Origin of the sequence: Micromonospora sp. DT178, assembly GCF_049841695.1 — a bacterium.
In the GTDB taxonomy this organism is placed as follows: domain Bacteria; phylum Actinomycetota; class Actinomycetes; order Mycobacteriales; family Micromonosporaceae; genus Micromonospora.
In genome coordinates this window covers 116338-136256 of the sequence record NZ_JBNCKV010000007.1, presented here as the reverse complement: position 1 = coordinate 136256, position 19919 = coordinate 116338, and the positions used below count along the sequence as shown (strand labels likewise).

10 protein-coding genes are annotated in these 19919 nt (G+C 71.9%); 5 read left to right on the top strand and 5 right to left on the bottom strand.

Annotated elements, in window-relative coordinates:
• The 3 genes from ACLQ22_RS15500 to ACLQ22_RS15490 all read left to right on the top strand — a co-directional run bounded on the left by ACLQ22_RS15500 (position 1) and on the right by ACLQ22_RS15490 (position 6113).
• Positions 1-930 carry an AraC family transcriptional regulator gene (locus tag ACLQ22_RS15500; protein ID WP_425692883.1) on the top strand — a complete coding sequence of 310 codons (930 nt, stop codon included), beginning with the start codon at positions 1-3 and terminating at the stop codon, positions 928-930.
• Positions 931-1084: 154 nt separating this feature from the next.
• The gene (locus ACLQ22_RS15495; protein WP_425692882.1) at positions 1085-5263 is read left to right on the top strand and encodes a SpoIIE family protein phosphatase; all 4179 of its coding nucleotides are present in this window, start codon (positions 1085-1087) and stop codon (positions 5261-5263) included.
• 97 nt (positions 5264-5360) lie between these two features.
• Positions 5361-6113, top strand: coding sequence for an HD domain-containing protein (locus ACLQ22_RS15490; protein ID WP_425692881.1), 753 nt, complete (start codon positions 5361-5363; stop codon positions 6111-6113).
• Positions 6114-6147: 34 nt separating this feature from the next.
• Here ACLQ22_RS15490 and ACLQ22_RS15485 read toward each other — a convergent pair whose 3' ends face one another.
• Genes ACLQ22_RS15485 through pglY form a run of 4 tightly spaced genes read right to left on the bottom strand, consistent with a single transcriptional unit; the run spans position 6148 to position 16026 of the window.
• Positions 6148-8277: a DEAD/DEAH box helicase gene (locus ACLQ22_RS15485; protein ID WP_425692880.1), complete on the bottom strand. Its 2130-nt coding sequence runs from the start codon at positions 8275-8277 to the stop codon at positions 6148-6150.
• Between the two features lie 11 nt (positions 8278-8288).
• Positions 8289-9602: a BREX system ATP-binding protein BrxD gene (brxD, locus tag ACLQ22_RS15480; protein WP_425692879.1), complete on the bottom strand. Its 1314-nt coding sequence runs from the start codon at positions 9600-9602 to the stop codon at positions 8289-8291.
• The gene (gene pglZ / locus ACLQ22_RS15475) at positions 9599-12334 is read right to left on the bottom strand and encodes a BREX-2 system phosphatase PglZ (RefSeq protein ID WP_425692878.1); all 2736 of its coding nucleotides are present in this window, start codon (positions 12332-12334) and stop codon (positions 9599-9601) included. Before pglZ ends, brxD begins: the two co-directional genes overlap by 4 nt.
• On the bottom strand, positions 12331-16026 hold the full coding sequence (gene pglY, locus ACLQ22_RS15470; protein ID WP_425692877.1) for a BREX-2 system ATPase PglY: 3696 nt from the start codon (positions 16024-16026) through the stop codon (positions 12331-12333). The genes pglZ and pglY overlap by 4 nt, the downstream gene beginning before the upstream one ends.
• A 305-nt stretch (positions 16027-16331) precedes the next feature.
• Between pglY and ACLQ22_RS15465 the strand changes: the two genes are divergently transcribed.
• Both ACLQ22_RS15465 and ACLQ22_RS15460 read left to right on the top strand, forming a co-directional pair.
• Positions 16332-18320: a GmrSD restriction endonuclease domain-containing protein gene (locus ACLQ22_RS15465; RefSeq protein ID WP_425692876.1), complete on the top strand. Its 1989-nt coding sequence runs from the start codon at positions 16332-16334 to the stop codon at positions 18318-18320.
• A gap of 29 nt (positions 18321-18349) precedes the next feature.
• A complete protein-coding gene (locus tag ACLQ22_RS15460; RefSeq protein WP_425692875.1) occupies positions 18350-19540 on the top strand; it encodes a restriction endonuclease in 1191 nt (396 codons plus the stop codon).
• A gap of 71 nt (positions 19541-19611) precedes the next feature.
• Here the strand turns inward: ACLQ22_RS15460 and ACLQ22_RS15455 are convergent, their stop codons facing one another.
• Positions 19612-19917 carry a hypothetical protein gene (locus tag ACLQ22_RS15455; RefSeq protein WP_425692874.1) on the bottom strand — a complete coding sequence of 102 codons (306 nt, stop codon included), beginning with the start codon at positions 19915-19917 and terminating at the stop codon, positions 19612-19614.
• Positions 19918-19919: the final 2 nt, after the last annotated feature.

Here is a 19919-nt window from a genome sequence, read left to right as displayed (position 1 = left end):
GTGGATCCGCTGAGCGGGCTCCTGGACGGGCCTCGGGCCCGGGGCGCCTTCCTGCTCCGGTCGATGCTCGATCCGCCGTTCGCGCTGCGGATCGAGGACCGCGCCCCGCTGACCGTGGTGGCCCTGGTCCGCGGCGCGGCGTGGGTGGTGCCCGACGACGGCGCGCCGGCCGCGCTCGGGCCGGGCGACGTGGCGGTGCTGCGGGGGCCGGACGGCTATCTCGTGGCCGACGACCCGGCCACCGCGCCGCAGGTCGTCGTCCACCCCGGGCAGCGGTGCACCACGCTGCGGGGCGAGCCCCTGGCCGAGGCGATGACGCTGGGCGTACGCACCTGGGGCACGGGCGCGGACGGCTCCACGGTGCTGCTGACGGGCACCTACCAGCTGCCCGGCGAGCTGGGCCGGCGACTGCTGACCGCCCTGCCGCCCCTGCTGGTGGTCGGCGGCGAGGACCGGAGCGGCCCGCTGGTGTCCCTGCTCGCCGACGAGGTCACCCGGAACGCGCCCGGCCAGGAGGTGGTCCTCGACCGGCTGCTCGACCTGGTGCTGATCGCCGCGCTGCGGACGTGGTTCGCCCGCCCCGGCGCCGCGCCCGCCTGGTACGTCGCCGCCGCCGACCCGGTCGTCGGCCCGGCGCTGCGGCTGCTGCGCAACGATCCGGCCCGGCCCTGGACCGTCGCCGCCCTCGCCGCCGAGGTGGGCGTCTCCCGGGCGGCGCTGGCCCGCCGCTTCACGGAGCTGGTCGGCGAGCCGCCGATGACGTTTCTGACCGGGTGGCGGCTGGCGCTCGCCGCCGACCTGCTCCGCGAGCCCGACGCCACGCTGGGCGCGGTCGCCCGCGAGGTGGGCTACGGCAGCCCCTTCGCGCTGAGCAGCGCGTTTCGGCGGGTCCACGGCGTCAGCCCCCGCGACCACCGGCTCGCCCGCTGACCGCGCGCCCGGCCGGGGTGCGGGTCGGTCGGGTCACGTCGATGGACGGTTCGGGCGTGGCCGGTTGGGGAAAGTGACCCCGGCGGGACGATGAGGGGCAGGCTCGGCGGCTGCTTGCGACCCGGAGACCAGCGCGGGGACAGGGGGCCGGGACGTGGATTCGAAGCAACGTGTCGGACCGGCGGGCGCCGGGGCGGCCGTCGACGATCTCTTCGCCGGCGACGACGCGACCAGCGCCGCGCACCGGGCCACCGACTGGGCGGCCACCGCCCTGGGTCCGGTGGAGAACTGGCCGCCGGAGCTGTGCGCGGCGGTACGCACCGTGCTGCCGTCGAAGATCCCGATGCTGCTGTGGTGGGGCACCGAGCTGGTGCAGATCTTCAACCACGCGTACACCCCGGTGCTCGGCGACAAGTACCCGGCCGCGGTCGGCCAGCCGGGCGCACAGTGCTGGGCGGAGGTCTGGACCGAGCTGGGCCCGCTCACCGACCAGGTGCTCGCCGGCCGGGGCGCCACCTACGCGGAGAACCAACTGCTCCTGCTCAACCGGCACGGTTACCTGGAGGAGACGTACTGGACCTTCTCCTACAGCCCGGTGCGCGCCGGGCACGGCCAGGTCCCCGGTGTCTTCGTGGCCACCACCGACGTCACCGCCCGGGTGCTGGGTGACCGGCGGCTGGAGACGCTGCGCGAGCTGGGCTCGATCTCCATCGCGGCGGCGGACACCACCCGCGACGCCGCCCGGGCGGCGGCCCGGGTCCTCACCGGCAGCCCGGCCGACCTGCCCGCCGTGATGATCTATCTGCGCCCGGCGGGCGCGGCGCCGGGCGACGACAGCGACCCGACCGGCCCCGGACCGGACGACAGCCGAGGCTCCGACGCGGACGAGCTGGTGCTGGCCGCCTCGGTCGGCGTGGCCGACGACACCGCCGCGGGGGCGGGGTGGCTGGCACAGATCGCCGAGGTGGCGCGCACCGGACGCCCCGCGCGGGTCCGGGGAGTGGCCCTGCCCGGCGACCCCCGCGCCGGGGCCGGGGCGGTCGTCGGGGTGCCGGTGGACGAGGTGGTGGTGCTGCCCCTGCTGGCGACCGGACAGGACCGCCCGGCCGGCGTGCTGGTCGCCGGCATCAGCCCCTTCCGGGAACTGGACGAGGCGTACCGCGGGTTCCTCGACCTGGTGGCCAACCGGGTCTCGACGGCGCTGAGCGACGTGCTGGCGTACGAGGCCCAGCGCCGCCGGGCCGCGGCGCTGGCCGAGCTGGACGCGGCGAAGACGGAGTTCTTCACCGACGTCAGCCACGAGCTGCGCACCCCGCTGACGCTGATCGCCGGCCCGGTGCGGGAGAGCCTCGCCGACCGGCACGAGCCGCTTCCGCCGGGCCAGCGCGAACGCCTGGAGCTGGTGCACCGCAACACCGGCCGGCTACGCAAGCTGGTCAACGACATGCTCGACTTCGCCCGCCTGGAGGGCGGCCGGCTGGACCCGGAACGGGCGGAGACCGACCTTCCGGCACTCACCGCCGGCGTCGCCGAGTCGTTCGCGTACGCGATGCGCCAGGCCGGGCTGGCCTACCGGGTCGACGTCGAGGCGCTGCCGCGCACCGCGTACGTGGACCGCGACATGTGGGAGAAGGTGGTCGTCAACCTGCTCTCCAACGCCCTCAAGTACACCCTGGCCGGCGCGGTGCGGCTGCGGCTGCGCGGCGACGGCGCGCACGTCACGCTGACCGTCGACGACACCGGCGTCGGCGTCCCCGCCGACCAGCAGCCGCTGCTGTTCCACCGCTTCCACCGCGTACGCGGTGCCGGCGGCCGGTCGCAGGAGGGCACCGGCATCGGGTTGGCGCTGGTGCAGGAGATGGTCCAGCTGCACGGCGGCGAGGTCAGCGTGCACTCGGTCGAGGGCGAGGGCTCGACTTTCACCGTCCGCCTGCCGTACGGCCGGCCCACCGCCGCGACGAGGCACCGCGAGCGGACCCACGAGCCGGCCCACGAGGCGTACGTCGCCGAGGCTCTGCACTGGCTGCCGGAGGCCGCGCCCGCCCACGCGGAGGCGACCGACGACGACGCCCGGGACGCCGCGACGGTGCTGGTGGTGGACGACAACGCCGACCTGCGCGCGTTCCTCGCGAGCCTGCTCGCACCCCACCACCGGGTGGTCGTCGCGGCCGACGGCCGGGAGGCGCTCGACCGGATCGCCGAGCGGGTGCCCGACCTGGTGCTGACCGACGTGATGATGCCCCGACTGGACGGCTTCGGGCTGGTCCGGGCGCTGCGCGCCGACCGGCGTACCGCCGGGCTGCCGATCATCGTGCTCTCCGCGCGCGCCGGTGAGGAGGCGGCGGTGGAGGGGCTGCGGACCGGGGCCGACGACTACCTGGCCAAGCCGTTCTCCTCGGAGGAACTGCTGGCCCGGGTGGGCGCGCACCTGGAGCTGGCGCGGTTGCGCAACGAGGAGGCGACCTGGCGGGCGGCGCTGATCGAGTCGTTGCAGGACGCGTTCGCCGTGGTCGACGCCGACGGCGCGCTGGTCGAGGCGAACGAGGCGTTCTGCCGCCTCGTCGGCGCCGCCCGGCTGGCGGCACCGGTGGCGCCGCCGCACCCGTGGTGGCCGGAGGCCGACGCCGCGCCCGCAGACCGGCGCATGCTGATCGACGTGCTGCGCACCGCACGGGGCTCCGGCCGGGGCCGGGTCACCCTGCCGCTGCGGCACGCCGACGGGCACCGGATCTGGGCCGAGGCGGTCTACAACTCGCTGCGGGAGCCGCGTACCGGCCGCCGCCTCTACGTCGCCACGCTGCGCGACGTGACCGCCGAGGTCCGCGCCGCCGCCCGGCAGTCCGCCCTGGCCGCGCTCTCCGGCCGCCTCGCCCGCGCCACCGACGTGGCCGAGGTGCTCGACGCCGGCCTGTCCGAGCTGTGCACCCTGCTGGACGGCACCCGCGGCCTGGCGGTCTGCGCCGACGCCGCCGGCACAATGCTCGTGGTGACCCAGGGCCTGACGCTGACCCGGCAGGTGCAGCGGGCGCTCGACGGGCTGGCCGCGGAGGGCGAGCCGCAGCTGGTCGTCGACGACGCCGGCCGGGTGACCGCGCTCGGGGCACGCATCGAGCCGGGCGGGGCGCCCGGTGGGGTGTGGCTGGAGCTGGACCCGCCGCGATCGGTGCAGACGGTGGACCGGCCGCTCGTGCGCCAGCTCTGCGCGGCGCTGGCCCAGGCGCTGGTCCGCGCGCGGGCCTTCGAGACCCAGCGGACGGTGGCCCTGGCCATGCAGCGGGCGATGCTCGGCCCGGTCGACCTGCCGGCCGGGTTCGCGACCCGCTACCAGCCGGCGGTGGCGCCGCTGGAGGTGGGCGGCGACTGGTACGACGTGGTCCAGCTCCCCGGCGACCTCGTCGGCGTGGTGGTGGGCGACGTGGTGGGGCGGGGCCTGCCCGCCGCCACCGTGATGGGCCAGCTGCGCAGCGCCTCACGCGCCCTGCTCCTACAGGCCAAGAGCCCCGCCGAGGTGCTCTCCGCGCTGGACGACTTCGCCCGGATGGTGCCCGGCGGCGCCTGCACCACCGTCTTCTGCGCCATCATCGACCGCTCGCTGGGCGTGCTCCGCTACTCCTCGGCGGGCCACCCGCCGGGCATCCTGGTGCACCCGGACGGCTCCGCCGACCTGCTGACCCGCGCCGGCTCGGTGCCGCTGGCCAGCGTCGCGGTGCCCGGCCGGCCCGAGGCCGGGGCGCAGCTGCGACCCGGTTCGACGCTGCTGCTCTACACGGACGGGCTGATCGAGCGGCGGCGGGAACTGATCGACGCCGGCATCTCCCGGGCGGTCGCCGCGCTCACCCAGGGCCGCGAGCTGCCCGAGGGCGCGCTGGCCGACCGGATGGTCCGGGACCTGCTGCCCGACACCCGCAACGACGACGTGGCGGTGCTGGTCTACCGGCACCGGGAGCCGGCGGTCTTCGCCGCGGCGCTGACCGCCGACCCGGGGCAGCTCGCGCCGACGCGGGAGTCGCTGCGGGAGTGGCTGACCGGCCTCGGCATCGGCGAGACCGACGTCGACGCGGTGCTGATCGCGGCCGGCGAGGCGTGCGCCAACGCGATCGAGCACGGCTACCGGTTCGCCCCGGACGCGTCGGTCACCGTTCGGGGGCGGCTGCGCGCCGACCGGCTGGAGGTGGTGGTCAGCGACACCGGCGGATGGCGGGAGGCGACCCCCGACGACAGCGAGCGCGGCCGTGGCCGGCTGATCATGGCCCGGTTGATGGACGAGGCCGCCGTCGCCGGCAGCGCCGACGGCACCACCGTACGCCTGGTCAAGCGCGTCTCCGGCACCTGACCGGCGGCCGTCGCGGTGACCGCCGCCCGGGGGTCCTGGCGTCGGGTGACCGACGCCAGGGGCCCCCGGCACGGTGAAGATCGGCTATAAGTGGCGGATGGAGTTTCCCGCCTACCTGGCCACCATGCCGATGCACGCGATCACCGAGATCCACGGCGAGCCCGGCCTGCTGGCCCGGTTCCGGCTGGAGCTGCGCGCGTTCGACGAGGCCGCCCGGGAACGGCTCACCGAGGCCCTCGACCTGGCCGCCGAGCTGCACCGCGACGACCGGCGGGTACGCGAGCCCTACCTGAACCACCTGCTGCGGGTGGCGATCCGGATGATGCACCACTACCAGGTCCGCGACGTCGACGTGATCGTCGCCGGCCTGCTGCACGACGCGGTGGAGGACCACCCCGACGAGCTGGCTGCCGCGTCCTCCGGAGGACGTGCCGGGCCGCACGACGGTGAGGACGCCACCGCCGCCGCACTGGCGGTGCTCGCGGAGCGGTTCGGCCCCAGGGTGGCCCGCCTGGTCGGCGCGGTCACCAATCCGGCGTACGACCCGGGGCGGGACAAGCACGTCCAGTACCGGGAGCACGTGGCGGCCAGCCTGGACCGGGAGCCGTGGGCGCGGGTCATCAAGATCTCCGATTTCACGGACAACGGGGTGGGCGTCATCCACACCGTCGGCCCGAAGGTGACCTCGTCCGCCCGCAAGTACCGCCCGCTCGTGCCGGTCTACCGCGACCTCGTCACCCGGCCGGACACTCCCCTGTCGGCACCGGTCAAGGAACACATCCTCGGCCAGCTCGACCTGGCCGAGGAGCGCTTCAGCGCCATCCTCGACGAACCACCCCACCCGAACTGACGACGCCCGCCCATATCCCTGGTCCCGATCCGCATCAGCCCGGGAGGTGCACGGTCCGGGTCGGTTCGGCGAGCACCTCGCGTGCCGCCGGCAGGTCGGCCAGCCGCGCGGCCAGGGTCGCCACCGCCAGCCGTTCGGGCAGCGCGGCGCTGAACTTGAGCCCGGCGAGGGCCTTCTCGGTGACGTCCGGGAGGCAGAGCCGCTCGGCGGCATCGGTCAGGGCCGCCCGCACCATGTCCCGGTCGACGTCGGGTCGCAGCCGGACCGAGGCGTCGTCGTACCGCTGGGTCGGGTCGACAATCTCGCTGAGCGTGGCGATCAGGGTGGCGTTGGCCCGGAACCCGGCCCACGTCCACCACTTCGCCTCGCCGTCGCCGTCGCGGGCGACGACCGTGCCGCCGGGATGGACGAGGGGCGTGGCCTCCTCCCGCAACTGGGCGAGCCTGGTGCTGGCCCGGGCGGTGAGGGCGACCGGCGGGTCGGCGCCGAGGAGCACGTCGCGCATCGCCCGGACCATCCGGTACGACAGCCCCTGCGGGGAGCCACCGGTCATCCAGAGCGCCTTGCCGCCGCCCTCGGCGGGCTCCACGAAGCAGCGCCGCCGCTTCCAGTCGATGTAGGTGACCCGCCAACTCCGCCCGGCGAGCAGCAACAGTCGAGGGCCTTGGACCTTCGCGGTGAGCAGCGCCGGATCGGTCCGGCCGATCTCGGTGCGACCGGAGAGCACGGTGAACTGCGGCGGGGCGGTGAACACCGCCAGCATGTCCATGAAATGCCGTCGACCGAACCGCAGTTCCGCCTCCGGCCCGATGAAGAGCATCCCGGAGTCGACGTCGAGGTAGCCGCGGTCGACGAGGTGCCGCACGATCACCTCGGCGCTCCTGTCGAAGGGTGCCAGGCCGTTCCACTCCCCCGGCCACACCTGGTCGCCGACGCGGTGCCGTTGGAGCGACAGTGCCAGCATCTGCTGAGCCACGATGTGCCGTGGCTCGGGTGGTGGCACGACCGCCTCGACCCAGCCCTGGGACCAGAGGTGGAGCAGCCCGGCGGCGTGCAGCAGTCCCTCCCCGTCGAGCGCCAGGAAGAGACAGTTCCGGCTGCTGCCGGGCCGCCGGCCGGTCCGGCCGATCCGCTGCAGGAAGGCGGCGACGGTACGCGGGCCGTCGATCTGGATGACCCGGTCCAGGTCCCCCACGTCGATGCCCAGCTCGAGCGTGCTGGTGGCCACGATCACGCAGTCCCGCTCCTGCGCGAACGCCTCCTCGGCCCGTCGGCGCTCGTCCACGGAGAGCGAGGCGTGGGAGAGGAACGTCGTCACGTCGAGCGCCCGCAGCCGCTGGCCGAGTTCCTCAACCAGCGCGCGGGAGTCGCAGAACACCAGCCGCTTCTCGCCCCGGTGCAGGGCCGCGATCACCTTGGCCGCGTTGTGCACGGACCCGACGTAGTCCAACTCGATCTCACCGGCGGGGGGCGATGCCGCTGTCGTGACGCCAGCCGTGCCGATGCCCGGTGCCACCACCCGCGCCGGACGCTGGTCACGGCCGGCACCCTGCAGCCAGCCCAGCAGCTCGTCGGGATTTCCCACCGTCGCGGACAGGCCGACCCGTTGCACCGGGCGACCCGCCACCCGGGAGAGGCGTTCCAGGACGGCCAGCAGGTGCCAGCCCCGGTCGTCCCCGGCGAACGCGTGCACCTCGTCGACCACGATCGCCCGGAGCTGCCCGAAGAACTCGTCGTGATCCACCGCGGCGCTGACCAGCATCGACTCCAGGGACTCCGGCGTGGTGAGCAGGACGTCGGGACGCTCACGAAGGATCGTGCGGCGCCGTCCCATCGTCACGTCGCCGTGCCAGAGCGCGGCACGGCGGCCCAGCCAGCCGGTGTAGGTCTCCAGTCGGGGCAGGAGGTTGTTGAGCAGGGCCTTCAGCGGGCACACGTAGAGCACGGAGGTGCCCGACCAGTTCTCCTGCGCCATCCGGGACAGCAGCGGGAACACCGCCGCCTCGGTCTTGCCGCCCGCGGTGGGCGCGAGGAGCAGGGCGTCCTCGCCGGCCAGGAGCGGCTTCACGGCCGCGTCCTGCAACGGCCGCAGCGCCGGCCACTGCAGCGTGTTGACCACGTGGTGCAGCACGACCGGATGCAGCAGCTCCGCACCACTCGTCATCGCAGACGGCCCTACAGTTCGAGCGCGACCGCGTCAGCGCTGCTCGCGTTGCGCTCGACGTCGGTCATCTCGGTGGTGGTCAGGGTCGGCGCATAGTGCTGCCGGGGGTCGAACTCGGGGAACTGATCCACCCGGTCGAGCACCTCCCCCACCAGCTTCTTGAGGAACAGGCGCGGGGCCACCCCCACCTTGCCACCCAGCCCGCCGGCGACCGCGCGTGCCAGGTCGCCGAGATACCCGTCATCGACGAGGCGGCGCACCCGGTCCGGGGCCGCCGAGCCGTCCGCGTACAGGTCGCGGACCCGTCCGCCGAGCTCGATCAGGGAGTCGACGGTGAAGCCGGGCAGCCGGATCTGCACGGCGCGCGGGTTGTCGAACCGGGCGTCGGTGGCGAAGTCGACGGCGAGCCGCTGTGCCAGTGGCGCGAGCCGCTGCACGCCCTGCGGTCCCTCGTAGAAGGCCGGGGTGCCGGTGATGATCAGGTACAGCCCGGGGAACCGTCCCGAGTGCACCTCGTCGATGAGCTGCCGCAACGCGTTGAGCGCCTTGTCCCGGGCATCCGAGCGGACCCGTTGCAGTGTCTCCACCTCGTCGAGCACGAGCAGCAGGCCGGGATGGCCGCTGTCGCGCAGCACGGCGAGCAGCCCCTGCAGGAAGCTCAGCGCGGCGAAGTGATCGAGGTCCCCCTTGACGCCGGCGACCCGGCGGGCGGCCGCGGCGACGTGCGGCTGACCCCCGAGCCAGGCGAGCACCGCGTCGGCAGTCGCGGGATCTCCGTCGAGGGTGGCGCGCCGGTAGCCGCGCAGGGCGGCGGCGAAGGCGGGGGCGCTCCGGCTGACGGCGGCGAGTCGCTGGTCGAGCAGCGCGGCGACCGCCCGGTCGAGGGCCTCGACGTCGTCGGGGGCGACCTCGCCGGCAGCGAGGACGTCCTCCTCGAGCGCGTAGAACCAGCCGTCGACGACCGGCCGCAACGCGCTCGGCGGGAACGTCGAGGTGCTCAGCCGCTCCGTCAGCCGACGATAGACCGTCTCCAGCCGGTGCAGCGGGGTCTCGTTCTCGGAGACCTGCACCTCCGCCGCCGCGAGGTTGGCCCGCCGGGCGCGTTCGGCGATCCACCGGGTGAAGAACGTCTTGCCGGAGCCGTACTCGCCTCGGACGGCCTTGAAGACGGAGCCACCGGCGGCGACGGTGTCGAGGTCCTCACCGACCGCGGTGCCGAACCGGTCGAGCCCCACCGCGAAGAGGTCCAGGCCGGCAGACGGCACGGCACCTCGCCGCAGGGCGTCGATGACCTCCCGGCGGCGGGCCGGACTGACCGAGGTCACGGTTTCGCCCCTGGCAGCCCGAACTGCTCCCGCAACAGCGCCAGATCCAGCCGGACGGTCCGGTTGTCGTCGATCTGCGAGAGGACGGGATAGTTGTCGACGTTCAGGATGCGCTGCAGCGTGGTGACGAATCCTCCCGCACGTACCGGTGCCTCACCGGCACGTTGCGCGAGGACCGCCACCGGCAGCACGCCCTTCGCGTCGACGAGCGCGCGCAGCGCCGCCTCGATCTTCCGCTCGTCCACCCGGCGCGGCGTCAGGCTGTGCTGAGCCTTGAACAACTCCGAGGCGAGCAGGACCGCCACCAGGTCCCCGTCGCCAGCCGGCGCCGCCGCGGTCGCGGTCGGCGCCTCCGGTACGTCGAACAGCGCGTCCCCGGTGACGGCCGGTGCCTTCCGGCGCGGCTTGGGCACCGGTGCCGACGTCACGGGCGCGGCGGCCGGTGCGGCGGTGATCGCCTGCCACCACGGGGGCCGGCGAGCCTCGACGGGTGCCCAACCGGCCGGCGGCTCGACGACGTTCGGCAGCAGGAAGGCCAGCAGCGGAATGGTGACCTCGGCGAGCGAGGCGCCACCGTGGTAACCCGCCTTGCTGGGCCGGTAGCGCAGGAGCGGGTCCCACAACGCGATGATCCGCTTGCCATCCGCGACCACACGCGGGCCGGTCAGCTCGATCTCGCCCGGCGCGGTCGGGCCCGGGCCGGTCCGGTGGCGGGCGGAGGCGGCGTCGGTGGCCTTGACGTGCTGGCCGCCGCGTTCCAGGACGTGCCCGTGGTCGCTCGTGACGACGATCGCGCGGCCCGAGGACCGCGCCTGGTCGAGCAGGCTGCGCAGGAACCCGACATCGTCGAGCTGCCACCCGGCCTCGCCACCCTCCCGACCGTGCGCCAGCGACTCGTCCACCGTGTTGATCACCACCGCGACCACGGGAGCCGGGCCCGCGACCGCCGCCGCCAACTCGCCGGCGAACACCTCGCCCGCGCCGCCCCGGGCCGGGCCCTTGTGGAAGATCCGCGAGTCCTTGCCCCAACGGCCCTCGGCGAAGAGCTTCTTCTCGTGCTCCTGGTTGCCGCTGCGCAGCGCGCCGGCGAAGAGCGAGGTCCGGGAGACGGCGGTCAGTGTGGGCAGCGCCGCCACGACGCCCCGGCGGCGTCCTGCGCCGGCTCGGGCCAGCGGGTCGTACTCGACCCAGTGCTGGGACAGCTCGTCGGCGAGCTGCACCGCGACGGCGGCGCTCATGCCGTCGAGGACGACGAGCAGCACCGACCGGTCGGCGCGGATCAGCGGCTCGACGACGCGCGGAAGGATGTTCTCCACGGTGAGCAGCCCGCCGTCGTTGCCCGGCCCGGCGGTCGCCCAGGCGCCGAGGCGTCGGGCGAAGGCGCCGTCGAGCTCGCGGCGGCGCGCCTGTGCACGATCGTGGATCTGTCGGAACGCCTGCTGCAACTCCGGGTGAGCGTCATCGCCGGCCCAGACGTGGTGGAGCGCCAGGTCGGCCCAGCCCCACTCAGCGATCTGCCGATTCACCCCGTCCGCGACGCTCTCGGGCGGCGCCACGTCCGTGCCGAGCCAGCGCACGAGGCGCTGCGCCATCCGGATCCGCGTGATCCGCTCCGTCTCCGCCGCTGCCAGCCGGTGCTCGGCGAGGTGTCCGACCGCCCGCTCCAGCGCGGTGTCCGCCGCGTCGCGCAGCCCGGCGAGCAGGGCCCGGGCCGCGACGCCGATCCGCTGGTTGAAGCCGGTACGCAGGATCGAACTGTGCCCGGCGCTGCCGGCCGCGTTGAACTGGACGAGCAGTTCCTCGGCCCGGTCGAGCACGGCGTGCCCCTGCCGTCGTACGTCCGTTTCGGCAGCGGCGAGCAGGCCGGTGACCACCTGTACGGTCGCCTCGGCGAAGCCCCGCACCGTCGCGTCGTCGTTGAGGCTGCCGAAGTACTGGTCGACCCGGCCCTGGGCGCGTACCGCGTCGGCGCTGTCGGTGCTCCACAGCGCGTCGCAGACCAGGCCAAGAGGCAGGGCCTCCTGGCCTCGCCCGGCCGCGGTCAGCGCGAACAGGGCCTTCGCCGGCCGGCCGAACTGCTCCACGAGCCAGCGGGACAGCCCGGCCTGTTCCTCCTCGCGCAGCAGCCCGTACGCCTCCACCGCGCCCGGTTCGGCGCTCCACCGCAACAATGTGGCGACGTCGAGAGCCTCCGGGCCTTCGCCCCGCCGGTCGAGGCCGAGGCGCACAGCGGCCAGGTGCCGCAGCGCGACGTCGCGGGTCAGCACGGCGGTGGCCAGCTTCGGCCAGCCCGCCGTCGGCATCGCGTCGAGCAACGCCACGCCGGCCCACGACTCCCGCTCCAGGGTGGGGTCCGGCAACTGCGCGCCGAAGGCGTCCACGACGAGGTCCCACGGCTCGACGGTGTGCACCCGCTCCCGGAAGATCCGGCTGCGGACGCCGTGGTGCAGCACGGACTCCGGGATGTCGGTGAGCAGCACCAGCACCTCGTCGCCGCGATCGGCGACAAGGTGCTCCCAAACGGCGAGCGGCGAGACGCACGGCTCGATCCGCGCCCGACGACCGTCGGGCAACACCATCGTCGGGTCGTGCGGCCACGCCGGCTCGGCGCACACCACCATCACCGGGTACGCGTCGCCGTTGCGGTGCCGGTCGAGCTGCTGCGCCACCTTCTGGCGCAACGCCACCGGGCTGATCCGCAACGCCTGGGTAGGGGCGGATGGCTGAGTCACACGATTCTCCAGCTCACCTCGATCGTGGCGTCCGGGTGGTCCGTCACGTACTGCTGCAGCTTGACGGTCGCATCCTCCAACTGCCCACCGACGATGAGGGCCTTACCCGCTGCCGCTGGCGGCGGAGGAGGTGGCGGGGGCGGTGGAGGAACGACTTTGGTGGCCTTGCGGATCAACGCCACCGCGTCGGACTGGGCCCGGCGCAGGGCCGGCGACAGCGGGGCGGTCAACTCGTCGGCTTGGCCGACCCGGCGCAGTTCGGTGAGGATCGCCGTCGCCTCGGCGGCCCAGGTGCCGCCGAGACCGCTGACGATCTCGAAGTTGTCCCAGGAGGCGGCGGCAAGATCGGCGGACACCTGGGCTGCGCTCTTGATGCTCTTCCCGGTCCGGTCGGCCGGACCGCCGAGTTCGGCACGGGCGAGGCGTTCCACGGTCTCCACGGCCGTACGCGAGCTGGTGAGCCCTTCCAACAGGTCGGCAGCGACACGGGCGGTGCCGAGCCGGCCGCCTGCCGACTCCTCGTCGATGCCCAGCCACCTCGCGTGTTGTTCGAGCCGGGCGACGAGCCCGTGCGCCGCTTCGCGGTAGCGGTTCGCCTGGGTCATCAGGTCACGGCCGAACATCGCCACGAGCCGGCCCCGCCGCAACGCGATCGGCTGGAACCCGAAGATGGCCGCGGCGTGGGCGCGGGCGGTGTCCCACTCCTCCTGGCCTGGCAGGCGCTCCTCGCGCAGAGTGTGGTCGGCGGAGATCCGGCCCAGGTCGGGCGCCGGGACGAGTGGGCTGCCGTGGTGGTGAAACGCGCGGTCGGTCTGCTCGGCGAAGGCCGCCACGACGAGCTGCGCCACGATCGGGTCGAGGCCGCGAGCCTGCGGCTGGTCGATCCAGCGCAGCAGGTCGGCCACCCGCAGTTCGCCCGTGATGCCCTCGGCGGCGGCCTTGTGGTGGAAGTGCTGGGCCCACTGCCCCTCGATGACGAACGCGGCCTCGTGCATGGTGCCGAGCCCGAGCGGGTTGGCGATCCGCCGCAGCGTCTGCCGGTGGGCGCGATCCACCTCGACCCGGCCCTCCGGCGACTCGACCGCCTTACGGATGTAGTCAAGGACCACCTTGGCGTCGGAAAGCCGGATGGGCTCAGCCTTTCGGTCGGGATCGAAGTCGGGGTGGGCCGGGAACTGTTGGGTCAGCATCTGGTCGCCGAGGCTGCGCAGCGCGTCATTGAACGTCGCCCCCATGGGCAACTTTGGCTCGAGCGCGCGGGTCAATGACAACAGATGATCGTCAAACCCAAGGCGGACGTCGCTCTCCTGCTTCTGCGCCAGCCCGTAGGCTTCCCGGAGCACCTTCCGAAGGCCGTTGCGCAGCGACGTCCGCTGGTTGGTAAGCACCGTATGTGCCCGCCCGCGATCATCCGGGTTCAGGTGCTCTGCGTGGGTATCGAAGCGCTGCCCGGTGAGAACGGCATCGATGATGACGAGACTGTTCAGATCGGCATAGCGCTCCACAGAAAGAGCAGCCGGGATCCAGCAGACCGTACGAGCGGTCAGCCGACCGCTGAGGTCCTGCACACGCTGTCGATCGTCGGCGGGACCATGGCTGCCGTCGTCAAAAGGGTAGTCGATGACCAGGCGCCAGGAGGCCGAGTCGTCAGGGACGAACGCCTCGTCGCGGATCTCGTTCGGATCCCGCACGTTAGCAAAGACCAGCTCGATGCTGCGCCGGCTTCCTCGCCAGGTGAGCACCGCCTCGGAAAAGAACGAGTCGGTCCAGGGCACGCCAAGCTGTTCCCAGAGCATGCGCTGCACCATGAGTTTACGGGCACCATCGTTCGCATAGTGTCGCGCCGTAGCCAGCACGCTGCCGACATCAACGCCGACCAACTCGATGGAGACGATCGGATCGTCGCCCTCCGTGACCCGGATCTCGGTAAACTGCCGGTCCCAGTCGGCGAGCTTGCGGCTGACCTGGGCGACCTCGCCGCCGGGGATCGGGCTGGTGATGCTGCCGTGGTTGAGCGCCGACAGCCGCCGGGCGGTCAGGTTCCGCAGCGCCGGCACGCTGGGCGCGAGCGCCGCCAGCAGCAGCGTCTTGATCAGCCGGTCGTCGCCGGTGAAGGCCCGGACCCGGCCCACCGTCTCGGCGGGCTGCGGGTCGCCGCGGCGGGCCGCGTCGAGGTCGTCGTCGGTGAGGTCGTACTGGCCGAGGAGGTAGGGGCGCAGCTTCAGGTCGTAGAGCTTCTGGGCCATCTCGAACTCGGCCTTGAGCTTCTCGGTGAAGGGCTGGTCGCCGCCGCTGCTGATCACGTCGTAGAGGTCGCCGAGCGGCACGAGCTGACCGAGGCGCAGCGTGTCACGGCGGTCGACCAGCAGCTGGCGCATCAGCTTCAGCGCGGTACGGGAGCGCTGCAGCGCGCTGGAGACGTGCACGAGCGTGGAGAGGAACGCCGGGCTGAACGGGTACGTCGACCGGAAGGCGTCGATGTCGGCGCCGCTGCCCGAGTCGGTGCCGAGCAGGGTGTCGAAGACCTCCCTGCGTACCTTCGTGGTGGCGTCGAAGGCCCGGGCGATGGCCTCGCCGGCCGTGGTGTCGCGGGGTTTGAGCAGCCGGCGGCGGGCGATCTCCGGGAGGTTGCGGTCCTCCAGCTTGATCACGTCGAAGCGGCCGCTGGCCAGGTTGAGGGTGTCCTGGTAGCTCAGCTCGTTGGCGCCCGTGACCTCCTCGCCGACGAGTTCACGCAGGTCGCGCTGCCGGGCGATGAAGCTGATCACCGGGATGGGCCGACGGGTGTCGCCGCCCTCGACGAAGTTGGTGATCTTCTGGATCTCGCGGGAGACGAACTGCTGGTCACCGATCGAGTTGGCCAGCCAGAGGATCAGCTCGTCGAGGAAGAGGATCAGGCCGTGGTAGCCGAGTTCCTTGGCGTGGCGGCTGATCTCGGTCAGGCCCCGGTCGAGCGAGACGAACGCCTCGGCGTCCTCCCGCGCGTTGCTGAAGAAACCCTTGTTCCAGCTGGTCAGCAGGTCGTTGACCAGCTTGCGGCGCAGCTCGTCGTTGTACGCTCCCGCGAACGCCTGGTCGAGCCGCTCGGGCGTCCAGAAGGTCTCGCTCTCGCCCCACTCGTCCTCGACGTCCCCGCCGGGCAGTCCGTCGATGAACTGCTTGTCGCCGATCTTCTCCCGCAGCGAGGCGGCCTGGTCCAGCAGCGCGTCGGTGCGGTGCACGGCCGGGATGGGCGCCTCGGGGTGCAGCGCGCGGACCCGGTCGACGTAGCCGCCGAGCACCCGCTGCTCCAGGGAGCGAGCGTCGAGCAGGTGGTACGGCACCAGCAGGAACTTGCGCCCGTCGAGCCAGACGCTGTGCTTGGCGACCAGCGGCGCGAACTCGTCCCGCCCCCGGGCGACGGACTCGCCCCGCAGCAGCGCGTGCAGCACCGCCATGAAGTGCGACTTACCGGAGCCGAAGGAGCCGTGCAGGTAGGCGGCCTTCGAGGCGTGCCCCTCGACCGCGGAGCGGATCAACCCCAGCGCCTCGTCGAAGTTGCCGAGCAGCCGATCCGTGACCACGTAGTCGCGGAGGGTGGCGTCGGCGTCGGCGACGCTGTCGGCGAGCTTGAGCACGAAGTCGCTCGTGCTCGTGCGCTCCGGGATGTCGATGAACTCCCGGAGCAGCGGCGCGGGGTTGGGCGAAGACATGCCGCATACCGTACCGATCAACGCTCGCCAGCTCGGACCAGGCGCGCGTTCGGTCCGACAGGACTGTCCCCTCGGCCCGACCAGACGTAACCGGATATTGCGCCCAGTAACCGCACGGCAGGCATGAACGGCCGATCATGGGGTGGACAGGGCCATACACGAAACGGTAGGACATCAGTCAGGCCCAATCGCGTCGCACATCCCCTCGCCCGCCGGCAGGGGTCAACTGTGTGTCGCGCCTTGTCCTCCATCCACGGGCCCGGCTCGGCATTCCCGGACACCAGCGGCAACGAAGAGGTTGGTTGATGCACGTCGACAGGATCGAACGGTCCATCGGAAAACTGATCGACGAGATCTCAGATGCCGAGATCCTGCTTCCCGAGATTCAGCGCGAATATGTCTGGAAACCGACACAGGTCGCCAAGCTGATGGACTCCATATACCGGGGCTACCCGTTCGGCTCACTCCTGTTCTGGGAGACCGACGAAGTCCCGGAGATCCGGGAGATGTCCGTCAACGGGCCCGACCGGGCGCCGTCGAAGCCGCCGCTCTTTCTTCTCGACGGCCAGCAACGCCTCACGTCGCTGCACCGGGTGTTCAGCGATCACCCCGAGGCACAGGTCGTCTTCCACGTCGAAAACCAGAAGTTCCAGAACCAGAGCGCAGCCACTCAGCGCGACCCGAAATGGGTGAAGGTGGCGGACGTGCTGGATCCGAAAGCAAGCATGCTGCGCCTGACCCAACGGCTGCTCGACGCGGGCTCCACCCTTGAGGACCACGAGATCGAGGATCGACTCGGCAAGATCAAGGAGCTGCGCAACCGGCGGTTCGTCATGGAGGTCCTCAAGGGCTTCCCGTACGAGGAGGTCGCGGAGATCTTCGTCCGGGTCAACAGCGGCGGCCGTCGTCTCGGCACCCTCGATCTGGCGATGGCGACCCTGTCGACGCGGTGGACGGGGGTGCTGACCAGGCTCCAGAGCGAGTCGGAGCACTGGCTACGACACGGCTACGGGCACATCGACGTCAACTTCCTGTCCCGTGCGCTGGCCGGTGTCGTCCTGGGCCGAGGTCTGTCGGTGTGGTCTCACAGCAAGCTGCGGCAGACCGGCGACACGGAGCTCGAGCGAGGTTGGGAGGTGGTCAAGCGTGGTCTTCGGCGGTTGATTCCGCTGCTCCAGACGCACCTCGGTCTGACCCGATCCGACCCGCTGCCCTCCATGATCGTGCTGATCCCGTTAGTGGTGCTTCTCGGCGAGCGCACTGACGACACCGTCGACAAGGAAACGTCGAACGGCATCATCTACTGGCTTCTACTCGCCACCATCCGGACCCGCTACAGCGGCTCCACCGACACCAGGCTGAGCCAGGACATCCGTGCCGCTCGGCAGGCGGATCCCGTCCGCGCGCTGCTGGAGGGCCTCAACGTCGAGAACTCCCGCGCCGAGGTCACCGAGCGGGCGTTGCGGGGCCGGACGAAGGAGAGTCCCTACTTCTTCCTCAGCCTGCTCGTGGCCATGGCCCGGGATGCACGCGACTGGTGGTACGACTCCGACATCCTTCCCGGCACGAAGGACGCGCCGAAGCTCGAGCACCACCACGTTCACCCGCCGTCGACCCTCGACGACCCACGGTTCGACAAGGGCATGGTCAACGATCTCGCCAACCTGGTGTTCATCTCCGCCCAGGCCAACAAGAAGATCAACGGTCGGAGCCCGGCTGAGTACTTCCCCGAGCTGGACGAGGACGACCTGCGGGCACACCTCGTGCCGCTCGACGAGTCGCTACGGGACACCAACGGCTACCAGCGGTTCCTGAACACGCGTCGGTCTCTCCTGGCAGAGGCCATGAACGCGCTTCTGGACCGCTTCCGGCCGTCCTTCCTGGACGAGGTGCCCATCGAGAACGCCGACCCGAGTGCCGGACTGTCGCTCGATCTGGCGCTCTACGGCAGCGTCCGCGACGGTGGCCGGATCGTCTTCACGGCGTCCGGCGACGGTATCTCCTGGACTGGCTGGGCCAGCATGGCTGAGTTGGACAACGCGATCGAGTCCGCGCGCATCGCGGGCATCGACAGCGACGTGACGATCGGGGGCGAGTCCGTCCCAGTCGAAATGATCGAGGATTCGTTGCAGATGCACATTGGCCCGTTCCTGGTGACGGGCACGCCGGAAGAGTGGCGGACGGTCTTCGACCGGGAGCTCGACACGTCCCAGCCACTTTCCGCGTTGCCCCGGGTCGAAGCGAAGCCGTGGGACGGAGAGCCCATCAAGTTCCCCATCACCAGCACGGACTGACCGCACATCCACTCTGAGAAGGAGGTCTCATGACGACAGCATGGATCGTGCGGGCCGGCCGTGACGACAGCTACGACGAACTAGCCCTCGATAAGAGTCTCATCGCGGTCGGCTGGTCGGCTGCGGGAGATCTCACGGAAACCACGTCCGCCACGGAGATCCGCGGGCGCGTCCGGGCCGCCTACCCGGATGTCGAGCGGCGCACGGTGGAGAACTACGCCATCCAACTGGTCGCGTTTCGAACGAGGATGTCCGAGGGTGACATCGTGCTTTTCCTCCGACGGACCAGCCCCGACGTCGCCGTCGGCCGGGTGAGTGGGCCCTACGAGTACCGGACCGACCTTCCCTCGGGAATCCGCCACGCGCGCGCGGTGCGGTGGTCCCGCACCGACATTCCTCGGGCGTCGGTGGAGCGGGAAGTGCTCGCTCTGCCGTCGCTGACCACCGTCTACCGGATCAACCAGGCCGACAGCGTCGCTCGACTCGAGCGGCTTCTGGGGTTCAACACACCGGCGACGGTGCTCGCCGACGAGCCTGTCACTGCCGCCCCACTCGGCCACGACGACGGCTCCGAGCCGTTCAAGAACCTGCGGCGGAACCTGGACTACGCACGTAGCCTCGCCACCGCAGGCCAACACTTGGACCAGCTCAAGGTGGGGGCGTTCGAGGTCTCGGACGTGTTCCGGGCAGCCTGGGTGCAGAGCGTCGCCGCACTGGACCACTGGGTCCGACAGGAGATCCGGGCACGAATGCTGGAGCTGGTCGCGCAGCCCACGGTCCAGAAGCCCAAAGCGTTCTTGGCTTTCCAGATCTCGCTCGGCCTGGTCGAGCAGGTCCAGCTCGGCACGAAGACGCTCGTGGAAGCCCTCGATCAGCAGTTGCGCGATCAGGGCCACCTCGTCTACCAGAACCCGGACAAGATCCGCGAAGGCTTCGGTCTCGTCCACGACGTCAAGGGCTTCTGGGACCGGGTGGCGCGGGTGCTCACCGAGCAGAGCGGTGACGGCGTCACCTGCACCGGCAAGGACGTGCAGGAGCAGCTCCGGCAGATCGTGCAGCGCCGCCACAAGATCGCCCACGAGTACGATGAGGATCCTGAGGGTCCCAACCGAAAACGCCCGATCGACGGGGCCGGCGCCACGCAGACGATCGACTACATCGAGCAGGTCGCCGCCGCGATACTGGAGGTCCTCAACACGCCCGAGCCTGCCGCTGGGTGAGGCGCACCATTGTCAAGCGCTGCCGGGTCTGCCGGCCTTCGCCACGCCGATCCGCATGCCTCGGGCTGCGGTCATTCCTCGCCGTCGAGAAGCGGGCGAAGCTGATCGAGCAGGTGTGCCCGGCTGACGTTGCGTGGCAGGTCGATCTTCAGGTCGATGTCCGGCCCCTTGACTGTCAGGACGACCGACGGCCGAGGATCCCGCAACCGCCAGTTGCGGATCGCGGCGGCCAAAGCTCCCAACTGCGGCTGAAGCGCCGCGAGGGTGGCGAGGTTCGCCAGTACGGCGACGCCTTCGATGGCGAGGGTCACCGCCGACACGTCCCGGACGCCCTCGTAGGGCAGGTCGAGTTCGTCGAAGACCTCGGCTGGCAACATCA